The organism is Aeromonas sobria (assembly GCF_050266975.1).
GTDB lineage: Bacteria > Pseudomonadota > Gammaproteobacteria > Enterobacterales > Aeromonadaceae > Aeromonas > Aeromonas sobria_B.
Genome location: NZ_JBKISU010000022.1, coordinates 68,771 through 85,360, shown reverse-complemented (window position 1 = coordinate 85,360; position 16,590 = coordinate 68,771). Strand labels below are relative to the sequence as shown.

Genomic DNA, 16,590 nt, shown 5'->3' with positions numbered 1-16,590 from the left:
GTCTGGCGCTGTTACAGGCGCTGCGCTACTACGCCCGGCTCGGTATTCGATTCAGTCGGCTACTCACTGATAATGGCGCCTGTTATCGGTCGAAACGCTTCCGGAAGCTGTGTCGTCGGTTGGGACTTAAGCACATGCGCACCAAGCCTTACACACCCCAAACCAATGGCAAGGCAGAGCGCTTCATTCAGACAGCCCTGCGAGAGTGGGCCTATGCACGGAGCTATGACTCGTCAGAGCAACGGGCAGAACACCTGCAACCGTGGCTGCATGAGTACAACTGACATCGTCCTCATGCCAGTCTGGGCTATCAGCCCCCCATCAGTCGTCTTCAATCCGTGAACAACCTGGTGGGTTTACACACCTAGACCCGCAACAGGCCGCGAAAGCCCCTGGCGGCATAGTAGGACTGGGGGCCGTTGTGGTACACAAACACGCTGTCGTAGCGGCGATCGCAGAACAGGGCGCCGCCGAGCGCCCTGATTTCCTCCGGGGTCTGTATCCAGCTCGATGTCTTGGCATCGAAGCAGCCCAGGGTCTGCAGCGCCCGATATTCGGCCTCCGTCAGCAGTGTTATACCCATCTTGGCGGCCAGCTCGATCGCGCAGCCTGCTGGCTTGTTCTCCTTCCTCGACGCCAGTGCCGCGCCGTCATAGCAGAGGCTCCTGCGGCCACTTGGGCTCTCGGCGCTGCAATCACAGAACAGCAGCTGCCCGGTCTGCCGATCCTGGCCGATGACATCGGGCTCGCCGCCGCTGCTCTCCATCTGGTGGAGCGAGCGCAACGACTGGGGGCTGGCATCGAGCCTGGCGTGCACCTGTGACCAGGTTATGCCCTGGTGGCGAGGCCGGTGCCGCTCGAAGCGGGCCTGCAAGGTGGCGAGCAAGTCGTCAACCTGCCCATTCGTCACTGTCATCATGCTGCCTCGTTGTGGTTCAGGTTTGCGCCGTCAGAAACTCATGGCCAGGCCGATGGCATAGCCCTGGGTGTTGTTGCCGAACATGAAGCGGTACATGAGGCGGGTGCGGGTGACCCACACCTGGTATTTGCTGGAGTCGAGCTCGAAACCGGCCCCGATGGAGTTGAGGGCGTTGAAGCCGAGCAGGCCCCGCTGATCCCCCAGGTATTCGGTGCGGGCTCCCTCCAGCACGTAGCGCAGCGGCCGATCGAGCAGGGTCCAGTCAAACAGGGGGGCGCGGCGGCGCAGATAGAGACCGATGTTCTCGGCGTTCGCCTCGCCCCTGACACTCGGGCTGGTGCCAAAGGTGCTCTGCAGATGGAGGAAGGAGTAGCGCAACTCGGCGTCGATATCCTGGCTGTCGGAAAACAGCTCGTAGTCGAGCATGAGGGAGCCGCCGAGACCATAGACGTTGAGCTGGCCGTTATCGAGAAAGTCCAGGCCACGTCCCGTCTTGCGATTGAGGTACCAGTTGCCTATCTGGATGTCGCTCGCCACCGTGCCGAGGGAGACATTGGCGATGGGACGTAGCACCCAGTTGGGGGCCAGGGTGAAGTCCCAGCCGATGCCGCCGGTGGCGGTCAGGCTGTTCCACTTGGCGGGGATGGTCCGGCTCTCTGCCCCCTGGCTTATCACGAACTTGGGGTCGTAGCGGCTGTAGCCCAGGTTGCCCTCCAGATAGATGGGCACCTCCTTGCTCATGGTGGCCCCCCCGCCGAGCTGGCTCATGGTCAATGCCGCCTGTTGACCGCTGCCCCCCGAGATATCCAGATTGCTGGAGGTGATGTCGGGGATCACGTTGAAGGTCATCAGGGCGACCACGGCGTTGGCACGCTCTTGCAAGCGCGCATCGATGGCGCCGTCGGCGGCCAGGGCGGGCAGGGCCCACCAGGTCATGGCCAGCAGCGAGACGCGCCCGGCGGCGCCATGGCGCGGCGCGCGTCTATTGTGGTCAAATGGCGTTGCTCCCATACCCCTTCCCCGTGGCAGCGCCCAGTCGGGCACGGATGGTTCGAGTCTACCTCAGGAACCGGCGGCGTCCATGGCCGCACCGCGTCCTCGCCCGCAAGATGGGGCCCGGGTCTGGCCGGGGCGATTATTTGCCACGCATTGGCGCCGAAAATTTGTTACACTCCGCGCCCGCCATTTTCCGGCTCGCCTGCAGACCCTGTCAGGCCAGGCCGATCCCTGGCATTCCCAGTGGCCCGCCGGGCCGCAGACAACGACAGCTTTGCTGGAACACAGGAAACCCATGATGAAATTTGAATCATTCGATTTTGCCCCCGAGATTTTGCGCGCCGTCTCGGAGTGTGGTTATCAGGAGATGACCCCTGTGCAGCAACAGGCGATCCCGTCCATACGCCGTGGTCAGGATGTGCTGGCCAGTGCCCAGACCGGGACCGGCAAGACGGCCGCCTTCGCCCTGCCCATACTGCAGCGCCTGCTGGATAAGCCTGCCGCCGTGCAGCCGTCCAACACCCGGGTGCTGATCCTGACCCCGACCCGCGAGCTGGCGGCCCAGGTGGCGAGCAATATCAGCGATTTTGCCAAGTATCTGGACATCAGCGTGCTGACCATCGTCGGCGGCGGCAAGCAGGACGTGCAGGCCCGTCGCCTCAAGGCCGGTGCCCACATCATAGTGGCGACCCCGGGTCGGCTGCTCGAGCACCTCACCGCCTGCAACCTCAGCCTCTCCGGGGTCGAGACCCTGGTGCTGGACGAGGCGGATCGCATCCTCGACATGGGGTTCAGCGCCGATGTGCAGCAGATCCTGCAAGCGGTCAACAAGACGCGCCAGGGCCTGCTCTTCTCCGCCACCTTCTCCGATGGCGTCAAGAAGCTGGCCAAGGTGATGCTGGACAAGCCGCAGATCGTCAGCGTCAACAAGCAGAACTCCACCGCCGACACCGTGAGCCACACCGTCTATCCGGTGGAGCAAAAGCGCAAGCGCGAGCTGCTCTCCGAGCTCGTCGGCACCAAGAACTGGCAGCAGGTGCTGGTGTTCGCCAGCACCCGCGACAGCTGTGACGAGCTGGTGGCAGAGCTCAACCTCGACGGCATCAAGGCCGCCGTGGTCCACGGCGAGAAGGCTCAGGGCAGCCGTCGCCGCGCCCTGCGCGAGTTCATGGAAGGCAAGGTGCGGGTGCTGGTCTCCACCGAGGTGGCGGCCCGTGGCCTGGACATTCCGAGCCTGGAGTACGTGGTCAACTATGATCTCCCCTTCCTCGCCGAAGATTATGTCCACCGCATCGGCCGCACCGGTCGCGCCGGCAAGAGCGGCATGGCCATCTCCTTCGTCAGCCGCGAGGAGGAGCGTACCCTGCTGGAGATAGAGGCGCTGATCGGCCAGAAGATCCGCCGCGTCATGGTGCCGGGCTACGAGGTGAGCAGCCGCGACGAGCTGATCAAGCAGTTGCAGGAGCGCCGCCGCTTTGGCAAGAAGCCCCAGCGCGCCGACAACGCCGCCGCCCAGGTGATGGCCGAGACCAAGCTGCAGAGCCAGCGCGCCCGTCTGCGCAAGACGGCCCGCAAGGCCAAGTAAGCCAGGTGCCGCCGGGGACTCGACCCGGCCGGCTGATGTTTCCCCTGTTCAAAGGCGCCTCGGCGCCTTTTTGATGAGGAGGCTTGTGAGCCTCCCCGGATCTGCCCAGGAGTCGTGATGAGCGATGTGAGAGTGCAAACCTATAACCAGGCCCTGCTCGAGATGGCCAGCGCCAGTCTGGCCGAACTGGCCCGCACCGGGGCGGGGCGTGCCCCCCGCACCCAGGCTCAGGAGAGCCACTTCCTGAGCCTCTGGCTCGCCGACTCCCTCAAGGAGAAGCGCTTCTCCCGCCTGGTGATGGAGGATCTCAAGGGCTGGGTGCAGCAGGCGCGCACCCAGGGGGCGGGGGCCGATCTCAAGGGATTGCTGTCGCGCATCGTGCGTCACTACAGCCAGGCGGCGAGCGAGGGGCTGGGGGCGCGCCTGATGGCGCTGCTGGACGACTGCGAGCAGGCGGGCTGGCAGCGGATCACCGAGTGCGTGCTCGATGGCAAGGCGAGGCTCGCAAGCCAGGGACAGGCCTCCATCGTCATCTGCGCCGCCGAGCTGGCCCGCGCCCTGGCGGGGGATGAACTGGTGGCGCCGCTCACCCTCTATGTGCGCGGCGACGAGCAGCAGCTGGCCCGGTTCGCGCAGTGCCACGGCCTGCTCATCGGCCAGGGCAACAAAAAACAGACCCGGGTGAAGCATCACAAGGGACACCTGCTGATGCCCGCCAACGCCCTGCCTGCCCTGGCCCTGCTGGCGCAAGAGCGAAGCGCCTGAGCCAAGGCCTGCGCCAAGGCCTGCGCCTCCCCTGACTCCTGCTACCCCGATCCCGCATCGGGGTTTTTTGTGGCTCGCCTCTGCCAGCCTGGCGTCGCTCTCTGCCGCATCCCCGTCTTCTGGCCCCTTGTCCCCGCCATCTGGGGGGCCTCTGCCGAGCCCCCCGTACGGAGGGGCTTCCCCCATATGGAGGGCGGGGGCCGGGGGGCATCTGCCTTAGGGTGGTTTGGCCCCAAAGAGGGTCGGAAGCAAACCAATCATTTCAAGGAGAGAAGATGAAAGCGACACCGATAGCCCTGCTGCTGGCGGGCCTGCTGGGTTCCCCCCTCTGCGCCGCGAGTCTGGATGCCAGCCTGACGCTGCAGGAGGGAACAGGGGAGGATGTGAGGGTACGGGTGACCCTGACCAACCAGGGGGACAAGCCGGTGCGGCTGCTCAAGTGGCAACTGCCGGGCGGGGACGATGCGCCCCTGTTCGTGGTGGAGCGCGACGGTCAGCCCGTGGCCTATCAGGGGGCCCTGATCAAGCGCGCCCAGCCGGGGGCGCAGGACTACCAGCGTCTGGCCGCCGGCGAGAGCCTGGTGCTGGAGGCGGAAGTGTCCGGCCTCTATGACATGAGCGCCCAGGGGGAGTACAGCATCCGCTATCGTCTGCCCCGGCTGCCGGGGGAGGGGAGTGCCAGGACCGGGCGCAGCGCCAAGGCGGCCCCCGAGGCCGGGGAATCCAACGCCGTTAGCCTCTGGCTGGACGGGGTCGCGAGCGATGAGCGGGTACTGGCCAAGGCCCAGATGGCCGAACCGGCCGCCGCCGGAGGCTCGGTCAGTTTCACCGGCCGCTGCACCAACAGCCAGAAGAGTCAGATCGTCTCCGCCCTGGATGCCGCCGGTACCATGACAGGGGACTCCCTTGCCTATCTGGCGGTGGGCAAGCCCGATGGCCAGCGTTATCGCAGCTGGTTCGGTGCCTATGATGCCAGCCGCTGGAGCCAGGCCGAGGGCCACTTTGACAAGGTGAGGGACGCTATCGCGGACAAGCCGCTCACCTTCGACTGTGGCTGCAAACAGAGCTACTTTGCCTACGTCTACCCGGATCAGCCCTATAAGGTCTACCTGTGCAAGAGCTTCTGGAGTGCGGCCAACACCGGCACGGATTCCCGCGCCGGCACCATCATCCACGAGCTGACCCACTTCAATGTGGTGGCAGGCACGGATGATCTGGGTTACGGTCAAGCCAATGCCCGCCACCTGGCGAGCACGGACCCGGTTGCGGCGCTCAACAACGCCGACAGCCACGAATACTTTGCCGAGAACACCCCGAACGAACAGTGAATCGACAGGGGGCCTCGGCCCCCTTTTTGATGGAGGCAACATGATGGCACTCCTGCTCGGCAGCGTCCTTGGCCTGGGCGCCTTGCAGTGCGAGCTGAACGTCAAGGCCCAGAGCCGGGTCGATGAGCCCCTGACCCTGGCCATGGCGCTCAGCAATCAGGGGGAGGATACCCTGGAGGTACTGAGCTGGTTTACCCCCTTCGAAGGCTGGTTTGCCGACGCCATCGACCTGACCCTGGATGAGCAGGTCGTTCCCTACCAGGGACCGCTGGCCAAGCGGGGCGCCTCCGGCGCCGATGACAGGCTGATCATTGGCCCCATGCAGCGGATCAAGGCCGAAGCCGAACTGACCCAGGTCTATGATCTGAGCCGCCCCGGTCACTACCGGCTCAGTTATCGCGCCATGCCGGTACAAGATGATCAGGGGCTGAGCCCCAGGTGCCCCCCCGTGCGCTTCGAGCGGCTGGCGCTGCCCGCGAGCGAGGAGGCGGCGCAGTGATGCAGGCCGCTGTTGGCCCTGCTTGCTTCATTGACCCGAGATGGCGCCGAGGAGCTTGCCCCAAACCGCGGTGCGGCGGCCCGGCGGGGAGGCAGCCCCTCTCATTGCCTGAGTCGTGGCCGCTCGTCCTGCCCACTCTGCGAGCCGACGCGCTCGATGCCCTTGCTTATACTCTGTGCTGGCTCTGGGGCCAGCTCGTTTATTCCCTGTCCCTGCGAGTCAGCTGACGGCGCCCCGTTTGCGCCCCTTCTCACCGGCCCTTCCCGGGCCACAAGGGAGCACTGCCATGATGGATGAAGAGTTTGACGAGCAGCGGGATCTGCTGCTGGAGCGGCTGATCGCGGCCTCGCCGGAGGCGCTCTATCGTTGCTGGACCGAGCCCGAATTGCTGATGCGCTGGTTTGCCCCCCTGCCCTGGCGCACCCTGAGCGCCGAGCTGGATTTGCGGGTGGGGGGCGCCAGCCTGGTGGTGATGGGAGGCCCCAATGGGGAGAAGATCCCCTGTCCCGGCGTCTACCTGGCCCTGGAGCCGGGACGGCGCATCGTCTCCACCGATGCCTATGTGCGCCCCTGGCTGCCATCGGCCCGCCCCTTCATGACCCTGATCCTGAGCTTCACCCCCGAGGGGGAGAGCACCCGCTACCGGGCATGGGTGCGCCACTGGAGCGAAGCGGATCGCAAGGAGCATGAGGCCATGGGTTTTCACAGCGGCTGGGGCCTGTGCACCGATCAGCTGGCCGGGCTGGCGGCGACCCTCTAGGGACCCGGTGACAGGGCAGAGGCAAAAGAAGAGGCCCCGCAGTGCGGGGCCTCTTCGTGTCGGTGAGCATCCAGTCAGGCTTGATCGGCCGGGAAGCGTACCCCGACCTGTTGCCGCACCTGGGTGATGACCCTGGCGGTCTCGATGGAGCGCGCCACGGCGGCCTCGTCCATCTGGCCCGCGGCTATCTGGGCGGCGAAGGCGCCGGCCTCATAGATCATGCTGTTGGCGGACTGGGGCTGGCTCAGATCTTCGCGCCGGCCATCCCGACCGACCCAGGTCAGGCCGGTGCACTCGGAGAGGTGCTCTATGAGGAAGGCCCCCTCGCTGCCCTGGATCTCGCTCGGGATGAAGGAGTCGGACACCTTGGAGTGGCTGATCACCAGTTCGAAGGCGGGGTAGTGCAGCAGCACGGTGCCATGGATGTCCACCCCGGTTTCCAGCAGCTCGCCGCTGGCAGTGACCCGATTGGGGGCACCGAACAGGGCGACGGCGCTCGCCACGCAGTAGTAGCCGATATCCATAATGGAACCGTTCGAGAAGGCGGGGTTGAAGGTGTTGGGGTGCTCGCCGGCCAGGTATTTGGGCCAGCGGGAAGAGTATTGGCAATAGCTGAAGCTGGCGCGGCGCGCCTGACCGAGCCGGGGCAGCTGTTCGGCCAGCAGGCGGAAGTTCGGCAGGTAGGCGGTCTTGAACGCCTCGAACAGCACCACACCCTGCTCCCGGGCGCAGCGGTACATGGCCTCGACTTCGGCCAGGTTGGAGCCGAGCGGCTTCTCGCAGATCACGTGCTTGCCCGCCTTGAGCAGTTGCAGCGTGTGGGGGCAGTGCAGGGAGTTGGGACTGGCGATGTAGACGGCATCGAAGCAGGGGCTGGCGGCGAACTCGGCGAGATCGTCGAAGCAGGCCGGATCATCGTACTGGGCGGCGAAGGTCTCCGCGCTGGTCCGCTGCCGCGAGTAGACGGCGGTCAGCTGAAAGGCCTTGTTCAGCAGCGCCGCTTCGATGAATTTTTCTGTGATCCAGTTGGTGCCGATCACCGCGAGTCTGATCATGGGGTTGCTCCTTGTAACGACATGCAATTGCAAGAGGGGGCAGGGTGGGCGCCCATCATAGCCCAAGTTGTCGCTCGGCCCTACCATGGCGGCCCGTGGGCTGGGAAAAATGAGACGAGGGGGCGGAAATAAAAAACCCGGCCTGGGCCGGGTTTGGGGGAGTGGGCTGGCTTACTTGGCCAGGGACTCCGGCAGGTTCTCACGGATCTTGCCAAGCATCTCCTTGAGGACGCGCGGGTTGGCAACGACGATGTTGCCGGAGTTTTCGTAATTGTGACCACCGACGAAGTCGGTGACGATGGCGCCGGACTCTTTGGCCAGCAGCTCACCGGCGGCGGTGTCCCAGGGTTTCAGACCGATTTCCCAGAAACCGTCGATACGACCGGCGGCCACATAGGCCAGATCCAGGGCGGCGGAGCCGGCGCGGCGGATGTCGGCACACTCGACGAACATGCTCTGGAACATCTTGAGGTAAGGCTCGATGTGGTGCTTCTGCTTGAACGGGAAGCCGGTGGCCAGCACTGTGCCGGAGAGGTCTTTCGCCTTGCCGACGCGGATGCGGTAACCGTTCAGCTGGGCGCCGTTGCCACGGGTCGCGGTAAAGAGCTCGTCACGGATGGGATCGTAGACGACGGCCTGTTCAGTCTTGCCCTTGACGCGCAGGGCGATGGAGACGGCAAAGTGCGGAATGCCCTTGACGAAGTTGGTCGTGCCATCCAGTGGGTCGATGATCCATTGGTAGTCCGGGTTGGTACCGGCAATCTCACCGGACTCTTCAGCGACGATGCTGTGTTCCGGGTACGATTTTTTGATGGTGTGAATGATGGCCGCTTCGGCGTCACGGTCAACGTTGGTCACGAAGTCATTGCTGCCTTTCTGGATAGCCTCGATGTTCTCAGGCTGGGAGAAGGCTTTTACTACTACTTGACCGGCGTTGCGCGCAGCGCGCACGGCGATATTCAGCATCGGATGCATAGGTTCACCACTGGATGTTAAAGAACGGGGGATAAAAGGACGCGAAATTATAGCAGTCTGCCCGAGGATAGCAACTCATATTACCGAGGCGGGGGGATAGAAGCATAGTGCGCAGCGAGAGCTGACTTTACATGACTATTTGGTCTAATCTTGTCTCGCCAGACCACTGGCGCGTGTAATAACAAGCTCCATCACTCATAGGGATGTGTCGAATGAACTTGTCATTAGTCAGTCAAAAACCGTCGTCAGTGGCGGTCAGCGGGTTGTTGCGGGCGTTGCAAGAGTCCGTCGATGTCGAACCCTATTTCAATCGCATCGTGGTGACAAGCTCGGGTCAATGGAAGCCGACTCGGGATGAGGCCGCCATCTTGCTGCTCGACGACGAGGCCGGTTGGCCGGTGCCGGCGCTGGAGGAGGCAGGGGAGGCCATCGGCCTGCCCGTGCTGCCCCTGCTGGTGTGCGATGGCCAAGGCCCGGGCGGGGCCAGTTCCCGGCGGGGGCCGGATGTGCGCGATCCCCGCTACTACTTCGTCTCCAACGGCATCGTCATGGATGGCCACGAGTGGGCAAATCCGGCCAGCAGCCAGTTGCTGGTGGACAAGCTGGCATCCTACTTTCCGTTGTTGTCCCGTCTGAGCCAGCTTCGTCAACGCAGCCCCCTGGGTCCCCTCAACTAGCGCTCTCGTTCCCCTGTGATGGGGTGACGCTGCCACAGGGCGAGCTGTTGCCTGAGGGTGGTCATGTCGGCGCGCAAGGTGTCGCCATGACCCCCCCCTTTCCCGAGCAGGACCCAGCCCTGCACATGGACGAACAAAAAGCGCGCCAGGGCCTGCACATCTGTCTTGGGGGCCAGATCTCCCTCCCTCACTGCCACCTGACAGGCATGGGCCAGAGCCTGTTGCAACTCGCTATGCATATCCAGGATACGTTGCCGCACCCGGGGTTGATCCATGGCGCCTCCCAGTTGGGCGTTTTGCAAGAAGCAGCCGGGATTGTCGGGCTGGCTCAGGCGCAGCGCCAGGGCATCGAGCCAGCCGTGCAACGCCGCCAAGCCGCCCTTGTCGCACAGCAGGGGCGCCATGCGTCTGCGCGAGACCTGCTCCAGATAGTGATCGAGTGCCAGCTGAAACAGAGCCTGCTTGTCACCGAAGCTGTTGTAGAGACTGAAACGGTTGATGCCCAAGGCATCCACCAGATCCTGGATCGAGGTCGCCTCATAGCCTTTTTGCCAGAACAGTGTCATGACTTGCTCCAGCTTTTCGGCTGGATCGAATGCGGTTTTGCGTGCCATGTTTCCTCCTGCCGTGACTATAACAAATTCTTGACCGCTCGTTTAGATAAGACTAGTTTCTAACTGTTCGTTTAGAAATGGAGAGCAGGATGAAAGTCTATGAATTGCGGCGGGCCCCCAATGCGCGCAGGGTGCGGATGTTTCTGGCGGAGAAAGGGGTCGACATGGTCTATGAACAGGTCGATCTCGGGGGTGGCGAGAACCTGAGCCCGGCGTTTCTGGCCAAGAACCCGGCTGGGCGCATCCCCGTGCTGGCCCTCGACGATGGCAGCTATCTGAGCGAGTCGGTCGCCATCTGTCGATACTTCGAGGAGCTTTATCCCGACAACAACCTGTTTGGCACCACGGCGCTGGAGCGGGCCCAGATAGAGATGTGGAGCCGCTTCATCGAGTTCAATCTCTGGCTGCCGGCCGGCATGGCGTTTCGCCACATCACCGGCTTTTACAAAGACCGTGAAACCTGTTTCCCCGAGTGGGGTCAGGAGTGCAGGCAGCTGGCGAGCCAGTGGTTTGCCAAGCTGGAGGAGAGGCTGCAAGCATCCGCCTATATTGCGGGCGATCGCTTCACCATCGCCGACATTCTTGCCATCTGCGCCATAGACTTTGCCGCCAGAACGCTGGAGCTGCACATCGCCGATGAGCAGACCGCCCTCAAACGCTGGTATGATACGGTCTCAAGCAGGCCCAGTGCCCAGGCCTGAGTCGCTATCCTGTCACGTGCTTCCCTGGCACCCTCGCCGTGCCAGACAACAAGGAGAAGATGATGATCGATTTTTACACGGCCGCCACCCCCAACGGGTTCAAGGTGTCGATCGCCCTCGAGGAGCTGGGACTGCCCTACAAGGTCATTCCCCTCGATTTTTCGACCATGGAGCAGAAGAAGCCCGAGTTTCTGGCCATCAACCCCAATGGCCGCATCCCGGCCATCGTCGATCGGGATAACGGCGACTTCGCCGTGTTCGAATCCGGCGCCATCCTGCTCTATCTGGCGGAGAAAACCGGCAAGCTGCTGCCGCAAGATCCCAAGCGCCGCTCCCAGGCCATCCAGTGGCTGATGTTCCAGATGGGCGGCGTCGGCCCCATGATGGGGCAGGCCAACGTCTTCTATCGCTACTTCCCCGAGAAGATCCCGGCCGCCATCGAGCGTTACCAGAAGGAGGGGCGCCGTCTGTTCGAGGTGCTCGACGGTCACCTGGCACACCATGAGTACCTGGCCGACGAGTACAGCATCGCCGACATCGCCACCTGGCCCTGGGTGCGCATTCACGACTGGAGCGGTGTCTCCATCGAGGGGTTGGTGCATCTGCAGGCCTGGATGGCGCGCATGGAAGCCAGACCCGCCTGCCAGAAGGGCATCACCATTCCACCGCGCGACGAAAGCCCGGAAGATCAGGTCAAGCGGGCGCAGCAGATGGTGACCCGCTAACGCCATCATGATGGCCCTGACGGGCCATCTCTTTTTGTCTGCATGTCTCCTTGCAGCCCGCCTCTCACCTCCTGTCTGCTCACGCCTTTCCCTTTTAAATAAGCCATTTATCAAGAATCAAAAGTCATTTTTCTTGATTAATTGTTATGTTATAACGCTTCACTTTGGTCGCTGATCGTTATTATCTGGATGGAAAGGATGACAAAAAAATACGCCGCTGCCGGGTGGTGCGCCCTGGTGTTGATGGCCGGAATGAATGTTGCCCACGGCAAGCCGCTGGCCATGGTGGGGCCCTGGGAGATCCACAGTGTCGACCCTGCCAGCAACGGGGTCTTCTTTACCCGCATGCAGGTGGCGGAGACCCTGGTGGAGGTCGACAGCCTGGGCAATCTGCAACCCGGGCTCGCCAGCCAGTGGTCTCACTCCGAGGATGGTCTGCAATGGCGATTCACCCTGCGTCCCGGGGCCCGCTTTCACGATGGCAGCGAGGTGAGCGCCGAGCAGGTCGCTTTTGCCCTGCAGCAGGCATGGCGCAAGCCCGGCGTCATGACCAGCGCCCCCATCGCGTCCATCGAGGCCCATGAGGGGGCCCTGCTGGTCACCCTCACCGAACCTTTCGCCTCCCTGCCCGCCGTGCTGGCTCACCCCAGCACCCAGATCCTGGCGAAGGCCGCCTACGATGCCAAGGGGGAGGTGACCCAGGTGATAGGCTCTGGCCCCTACCGCATCGCCCGCCTGCAACAACCCCAGCGGATAGAGACTGTGCGTTTCGACGGCTGGCAAGGTCCCCAGCCTGCCATCTCGCAGGTGAGCTACCTGACGGTGGGCCGCCCCGAGAGCCGCACCCTGATGGCCGAGAGCGGTCAGGCCGACATCGCCTGGGGGCTGGATCCGGTCAGCATCCGCCGCTTGCAGCAGGCGCCCCGGGTCGCCATCGCCTCGGTCACCCTGCCGCGCACCATACAGCTCAAGCTCAACGGGGCCGATCCTCTTCTGAAGGATCCCTTGGTGCGCCGCGCCCTCAGCCTCGCCATCGATCGCCGCGGCATGGCGGCGGCCCTGCTGCGGGATCCCGAGATGGCGGCGACTCAGCTCTTCCCCCCCACCCTGGGGGAGTGGCACCAACCCGGGCTGACCCCGCTCGCCCATGACGTCAAGGCGGCCCGGGCGGCCTTGGCGGCGGCCGGCTGGCTGCCGGGGGCGGATGGCGTGCTGCGCAAGGGGGAAGATCGCTTCGCCCTGACCCTGCGCACCTTCCCGGATCGCCCGGAACTGCCGCTGCTGGCCACGGCACTGCAGGCGCAGTGGAAGGCGGTGGGGGTAGATCTCAAGGTGGCGGTGGGCAACTCGAGCGAGATCCCGGCCGGCCATCAAGACGGCTCGCTCCAGATCGGCCTCTATGCCCGCAACTATGCCCTGGTGCCGGATCCCCTGGTCACCCTGCTGGGGGACCTGGCCCCCGCCGGCGCCGACTGGGGGGTGATGAACTGGCAATCCCCTGCGCTTGGGCAACAGCTTGCCCGCCTTGGCAAGGAGACCCTGCCCGCCGGGGAGGCCGCGGCACTGCGCCGTGACATCGCTACCACCCTGCAGCAGGAGTTGCCGCTGCTGCCCATCGCCTGGTATCGCCAGAGCGCGGCAGTCAGCCGCGAGCTAAAGGGGTTTGAGCTGGATCCCCAGGAGCGCAGCTACCGTCTGGACAAACTGAGCTGGAGCGCACAATGACAGCGGCGCCCTTCTCTGCCGTCATGGGGATCCTGGCTCAGCGGCTGGTGCAGGCGCTGATGGTCGCCCTGCTGGTGGCCGGCCTCTGCTTTGTGATGGTGCAGTCTCTGCCAGGGGATCTCGCCTTTCGCATCGCCGCCGGTCGCTACGGCTATGACTATGTCACCGCCGAGGCCGCCAATGCGGTGCGCAGCGAGCTGGGGCTGGCCGGCTCGGCCCTGGCCCGCTTCGCTGACTGGCTGGGGGCCCTGCTGCAGGGGGATCTCGGCAGCTCCCTGGTGACGGGGGCACCGGTCGCCAGCGAGGTGGGCCACCACCTGGGGGCCACCCTGTCCCTGGCGGTGGCCGCCGTGGTCCTGGCCCTGCTGTTGGCGCTGCCGCTTGGCAGCCTGAGCGCCCTGCGTCCGGGGGGATGGTGCGATCGCCTGACCCTGGGCTGGAGCGTGCTGATGCGCGCGCTGCCTCCCTTCCTGCTCGGCCTTGTGCTCATGGTGCTGCTCTCGGTGGAGCTGGGCTGGGTCAGTGCGGCGGGGCACGGGGAGGGGAGCAACCTGCTGCTGCCCGCCCTCACCCTGGGGCTGGGGCTCTCCGGGGTGCTCTCCCGGGTGGTGCGCGAGAGCGTGCTCACCGTGGTGCAGTCCGGTTATTACCGCTTCGCCCTGACCAAGGGACTCTCTCCGGCCCGGGTATTCTGGCGTCACGGCCTGCGCAACACCGGGGTCAGCGTCATCGCCTACACCGGCGTGCAGCTGGTGCTGCTCATCGAAGGGGTGGTGGTGGTGGAGAGCCTGTTCGCCTGGCCCGGCATCGGCCATGCGCTGGTGCACGCCATCTTCTGGCGCGACATCCCCATGGTGCAGGGCACTGTGCTGGTGCTGGCGGCGCTCTTCGTGCTGCTCAACACCCTGACCGACCTGCTCTGTCTTGCCATGGATCCCCGCGGTCCCAAGGAGTCCTGATCATGTCTCTCTCTGTCAAGGCGGGAGCGAGCCTGCTCCTGCTGGTAGTGCTGTTTGCCCTGCTGGGCCCTCTCGTTTGGCCCGATCCCGCCGCCCAGGATCTGATGCAGTTCCTGGCCGACCCTTCCTGGCAGGAGCCGCTCGGACGGGATCAGATGGGACGCAGCCTGATGGCGCGGCTCGCGGCGGCGACCCGCCTCTCCCTGCTGCTGGGGATCTTGTGCGTCATCACGGCGGCCCTGCTGGGATCCCTGCTGGGCTGGCTCTCTGCCTGGCGCGGCGGCTGGGTCGACGGCCTGCTGCGCAGCCTGGCCGACGGCGTGCTGGCCCTGCCGAGCCTGCTGCTGGTGCTGCTGTTCTCCGCCATGGCCCAGGGGGGCTTCGCCATCCTCTATCTCGGGTTGGCCATGGCCCAGTGGGTGGAGTACTACCGGGTGGTGCGAGCCCGCAGCCGGGTGCTGCTCGCCTCGCCTCAGGTGGAGGCCTCCCGGTTGCTCGGTTTTGGCAATGGCTATGTCGTGCGCCGCCACCTCTGGCCGGTGCTGGCGCCCCAACTGTTGACCATGATGGCCTTTGGCCTCGCCGGGGCCATCCTGACCCTCTCGACCCTGGGCTTCGTCGGGGTGGGCATCCAGCCGCCCACCCCCGAGCTTGGCCTGATGATGACGGAGGCGCTGCCCCACTATCAGGAGGCGCCCCGCCTGCTGCTGGCACCCATCCTGGTGATGGGAATGATGCTGCTGGCCCTGGTGCTGCTCAATCAGAAGGGCAGCCTTCAGCTTGGATCCCCACAAGGAGTCACTCCATGACGACCATTCATATCAAGGGCCTGCAGGTGGATGACGGCCGGCAGACCCTGTTGCAGGCGCTGGATCTCACCCTGCTCCCCGGCTCCGCTTTGACCCTGATAGGGGAGAGCGGCTCGGGCAAATCCCTGCTGGCCCACGCCCTGATGGGGACACTGCCCGCTCCCCTGCGCGGCCGGGGTGAGATGGCGATGGGCGGCCGGTGCCACAACCTGGCGGACCCCCAGGCCCTGCGCGCCCTCTGGGGGCGGGAGCTGGCCATGCTGCCCCAGGAGCCTGTGCTGGCGCTGGACCCCACCATGGGGCTGCTGCCCCAGGTGGAGGAGGGCTGGCTGGCGGGAGGCAAGGAGGCGCGCTCGCGGGCGCGGGACGCTCTGGCGCGGCTGGGGCTCGCCGGGCGGGAGCGCCACTTCCCGCACCAGCTCTCCGGGGGCATGGCCCAGCGCGCCGCCTTTGCCGCCGCCACCCTGGGGCAGGCCCGTCTGCTCATCGCCGACGAACCCACCAAGGGGCTCGACAGCCGGGCCAGCGCCAGGCTGCAAACATTGCTGCAGGGCTATCTGACCGAGGGGCGCCACCTGCTGACCATCACCCATGATCTCTCCCTGGCCCGGGCACTGGGGGGCTGGGTGCTGGTGGTCAAGGGGGGGGAGATAGTGGAGCAGGGGCCCGCCGAGCGGGTGCTGTACGCGCCTTCCCATGACTACACCCGCGCCCTGCTGGCGGCGGAGCCGGCGGCCTGGCCCGAGGCGGCGCTGCCCACCACCGGGGACTGGCTGCTGAGGGGGGAGGGGCTCGCCATGGGGTACGGAGAGCAGGTCTTGTTCGAGGGGCTGGATCTGCCACTGGCCCGAGGGGAGCGGCTCGCCATCATGGCGCCGAGCGGTGCGGGCAAGAGCACCCTGGGTAATGTGCTGCTGGGGTTGCAGCGCCCCTGGCGAGGGCGGGTGCTGCGCCAGGGGGGCATAGCCCCTCACCGCTGGCAGAAGCTCTATCAGGATCCGGTGCAGGCCTTCGCCAGCCGGGTACCCCTCGTCACCCAGTTTGACGATCTGCTGCACCTTCATCGGCTGCCTCGCCAGCCCCTGGCCGACTATCTGGCGAGGCTCGGCCTCGACGAGCGGCTGCTGACCCGGCTGCCGAGCCAGGTCTCTGGGGGAGAGCTGCAACGGCTGTCGCTGATCCGGGCCCTGTTGCTGCGCCCCGTGCTGCTGTTTGCCGATGAGCCCACCTCCCGGCTCGATCCCCTGAGCCAGCAGCAGACCATGACCTGCCTGCAAGACGAGATCGGGCAGATAGGCTGCGCCCTGCTGCTGGTGACCCATGACGAGGTGCTGGCGGGCAAGGTCGCCCGCCGCTGCCTGCGACTGGGGGAACCCCATCCCGCTTCAGCGGCAGCGCCGCCGCTGGCGCGGGCCGGGTGAGGTCGCAGGCCAATACGACGGACGGGGCATCTGCCCCGTCATATTAGAAAAACTAAGCCAAGCCGATTACAAAGATT

At 65.2% G+C, this 16,590-nt stretch carries 17 protein-coding genes and 1 pseudogene; 13 read left to right on the top strand and 5 right to left on the bottom strand.

Going from position 1 to position 16,590, the window contains the following annotated elements:
- Window positions 1–368 (top strand): annotated as a pseudogene (locus ACLHZ1_RS13690) (integrase core domain-containing protein); the annotation flags it as partial.
- On the opposite strand, the gene ACLHZ1_RS13685 reads toward ACLHZ1_RS13690, so the two are convergent.
- Both ACLHZ1_RS13685 and ACLHZ1_RS13680 read right to left on the bottom strand, forming a co-directional pair.
- Window positions 365–919: a DUF4256 domain-containing protein gene (locus ACLHZ1_RS13685; RefSeq protein ID WP_427262535.1), complete on the bottom strand. Its 555-nt coding sequence runs from the start codon at window positions 917–919 to the stop codon at window positions 365–367. The pseudogene ACLHZ1_RS13690 and the gene ACLHZ1_RS13685 overlap by 4 nt on opposite strands.
- A gap of 30 nt (window positions 920–949) precedes the next feature.
- The gene (locus ACLHZ1_RS13680; RefSeq protein ID WP_427262539.1) at window positions 950–1,855 is read right to left on the bottom strand and encodes an autotransporter domain-containing protein; all 906 of its coding nucleotides are present in this window, start codon (window positions 1,853–1,855) and stop codon (window positions 950–952) included.
- A 358-nt stretch (window positions 1,856–2,213) separates the two neighbouring features.
- Here ACLHZ1_RS13680 and ACLHZ1_RS13675 point away from each other — a divergent pair, with 358 nt between their 5' ends.
- The 5 genes from ACLHZ1_RS13675 to ACLHZ1_RS13655 all read left to right on the top strand — a co-directional run bounded on the left by ACLHZ1_RS13675 (window position 2,214) and on the right by ACLHZ1_RS13655 (window position 6,852).
- Window positions 2,214–3,500, top strand: coding sequence for a DEAD/DEAH box helicase (locus ACLHZ1_RS13675; protein ID WP_427262534.1), 1,287 nt, complete (start codon window positions 2,214–2,216; stop codon window positions 3,498–3,500).
- A 126-nt stretch (window positions 3,501–3,626) separates the two neighbouring features.
- On the top strand, window positions 3,627–4,265 hold the full coding sequence (locus ACLHZ1_RS13670) for a DUF2913 family protein (protein WP_427262538.1): 639 nt from the start codon (window positions 3,627–3,629) through the stop codon (window positions 4,263–4,265).
- A gap of 275 nt (window positions 4,266–4,540) precedes the next feature.
- Entirely contained in the window at window positions 4,541–5,593 is a 1,053-nt protein-coding gene (locus ACLHZ1_RS13665; RefSeq protein WP_427262533.1) for a M35 family metallo-endopeptidase, read from the top strand.
- Between the two features lie 40 nt (window positions 5,594–5,633).
- Entirely contained in the window at window positions 5,634–6,092 is a 459-nt protein-coding gene (locus tag ACLHZ1_RS13660) for a protease (RefSeq protein ID WP_427262532.1), read from the top strand.
- 286 nt (window positions 6,093–6,378) lie between these two features.
- Window positions 6,379–6,852 carry an SRPBCC family protein gene (locus tag ACLHZ1_RS13655; RefSeq protein WP_408796955.1) on the top strand — a complete coding sequence of 158 codons (474 nt, stop codon included), beginning with the start codon at window positions 6,379–6,381 and terminating at the stop codon, window positions 6,850–6,852.
- Between the two features lie 74 nt (window positions 6,853–6,926).
- On the opposite strand, the gene ACLHZ1_RS13650 is transcribed toward ACLHZ1_RS13655, so the two are convergent.
- Together ACLHZ1_RS13650 and suhB are read right to left on the bottom strand one after the other, a co-directional pair.
- Window positions 6,927–7,907 (bottom strand): Gfo/Idh/MocA family protein, encoded by a 981-nt coding sequence (locus ACLHZ1_RS13650; protein ID WP_427262530.1) that lies wholly within the window; start codon window positions 7,905–7,907, stop codon window positions 6,927–6,929.
- Window positions 7,908–8,078: 171 nt separating this feature from the next.
- Window positions 8,079–8,882 (bottom strand): inositol-1-monophosphatase, encoded by an 804-nt coding sequence (gene suhB / locus ACLHZ1_RS13645; RefSeq protein WP_041999362.1) that lies wholly within the window; start codon window positions 8,880–8,882, stop codon window positions 8,079–8,081.
- A 212-nt stretch (window positions 8,883–9,094) separates the two neighbouring features.
- On the opposite strand from suhB, the gene ACLHZ1_RS13640 reads away from it, so the two are divergent.
- A complete protein-coding gene (locus tag ACLHZ1_RS13640) occupies window positions 9,095–9,559 on the top strand; it encodes a hypothetical protein (RefSeq protein WP_427262529.1) in 465 nt (154 codons plus the stop codon).
- Here the strand turns inward: ACLHZ1_RS13640 and ACLHZ1_RS13635 are convergent.
- Complete coding sequence (locus tag ACLHZ1_RS13635) at window positions 9,556–10,173, bottom strand: TetR/AcrR family transcriptional regulator (RefSeq protein ID WP_427262528.1); 618 nt, start codon at window positions 10,171–10,173, stop codon at window positions 9,556–9,558. The two genes, ACLHZ1_RS13640 and ACLHZ1_RS13635, sit on opposite strands and share 4 nt — an antisense overlap.
- 89 nt (window positions 10,174–10,262) lie before the next feature.
- Between ACLHZ1_RS13635 and ACLHZ1_RS13630 the strand changes: the two genes are divergently transcribed.
- The 6 genes from ACLHZ1_RS13630 (at window position 10,263) to ACLHZ1_RS13605 (ending at window position 16,513) form a co-directional block, all read left to right on the top strand.
- Complete coding sequence (locus tag ACLHZ1_RS13630) at window positions 10,263–10,874, top strand: glutathione S-transferase family protein (protein WP_427262527.1); 612 nt, start codon at window positions 10,263–10,265, stop codon at window positions 10,872–10,874.
- Between the two features lie 62 nt (window positions 10,875–10,936).
- Window positions 10,937–11,599 (top strand): glutathione S-transferase family protein, encoded by a 663-nt coding sequence (locus tag ACLHZ1_RS13625; protein ID WP_408797016.1) that lies wholly within the window; start codon window positions 10,937–10,939, stop codon window positions 11,597–11,599.
- A gap of 198 nt (window positions 11,600–11,797) precedes the next feature.
- On the top strand, window positions 11,798–13,324 hold the full coding sequence (locus ACLHZ1_RS13620; RefSeq protein WP_427262526.1) for an ABC transporter substrate-binding protein: 1,527 nt from the start codon (window positions 11,798–11,800) through the stop codon (window positions 13,322–13,324).
- The gene (locus ACLHZ1_RS13615; RefSeq protein ID WP_427262525.1) at window positions 13,321–14,283 is read left to right on the top strand and encodes an ABC transporter permease; all 963 of its coding nucleotides are present in this window, start codon (window positions 13,321–13,323) and stop codon (window positions 14,281–14,283) included. The genes ACLHZ1_RS13620 and ACLHZ1_RS13615 overlap by 4 nt, the downstream gene beginning before the upstream one ends.
- A gap of 2 nt (window positions 14,284–14,285) precedes the next feature.
- On the top strand, window positions 14,286–15,092 hold the full coding sequence (locus ACLHZ1_RS13610) for an ABC transporter permease (protein WP_427262524.1): 807 nt from the start codon (window positions 14,286–14,288) through the stop codon (window positions 15,090–15,092).
- Complete coding sequence (locus ACLHZ1_RS13605) at window positions 15,089–16,513, top strand: ABC transporter ATP-binding protein (protein WP_427262523.1); 1,425 nt, start codon at window positions 15,089–15,091, stop codon at window positions 16,511–16,513. The genes ACLHZ1_RS13610 and ACLHZ1_RS13605 overlap by 4 nt, the downstream gene beginning before the upstream one ends.
- Window positions 16,514–16,590: the final 77 nt, after the last annotated feature.